This is a genomic window from Streptomyces thermospinosisporus (genome assembly GCF_039526425.1).
In the GTDB taxonomy this organism is placed as follows: Bacteria; Actinomycetota; Actinomycetes; order Streptomycetales; family Streptomycetaceae; genus Streptomyces; species Streptomyces thermocarboxydovorans.
Genome location: NZ_BAAAIZ010000143.1, coordinates 1 through 644 on the forward strand (window position 1 = coordinate 1; position 644 = coordinate 644).

The window sequence follows — 644 nt, forward strand, 5'->3', positions numbered from 1 at the left end:
TGTAGGACTGCTGGAAGCCGATCTGGGCCAGGGTGTGCATCATCGCCGGGCGGGTGAACGCCTCCGCCAGGAAGATCACATCGGGGTCGGTGCGGTTGATCTCGGCGATGACGCGTTCCCAGAAGACGACCGGTTTGGTGTGCGGGTTGTCGACGCGGAAGATGCGCACCCCGCAGCGCATCCAGTGGCGCAGGATGCGGAGGGTCTCGGCGATCAGGCCGTCCATGTCGGCGTCGAAGGCGATGGGGTAGATGTCCTGGTACTTCTTCGGCGGGTTCTCGGCGTAGGCGATGGTGCCGTCGGGCCGGTGGTGGAACCACTCCGGGTGCTTGTGCACCCACGGGTGGTCCGGGGAGCACTGCAGGGCGAAGTCGAGGGCGATCTCCAGGCCGAGTTCGCTCGCGCGCCTGACGAACCAGGTGAAGTCCTCCAGGGTGCCCAGCCGGGGGTGGACGGCGTCGTGGCCGCCCTCGGGGGAGCCGATGGCCCAGGGGACGCCGACGTCGTCGGGGCCGGCGTTGAGGGTGTTGTTGGGGCCTTTGCGGAAGGTGGTGCCGATGGGGTGGATCGGGGGCAGGTAGACCACGTCGAAGCCCATCGCGGCGATCGCGGGCAGGCGGCGGGCGGCGGTGCGGAAGGTGCCG

1 protein-coding gene is annotated in these 644 nt (G+C 69.3%); it reads right to left on the bottom strand.

What is annotated here, in order from left to right; all coding sequences use genetic code 11:
* Nucleotides 1–644 (bottom strand): alpha-amylase family protein (locus ABD207_RS31615; RefSeq protein ID WP_486388842.1); only part of this gene is annotated, 644 nt, incomplete at both ends.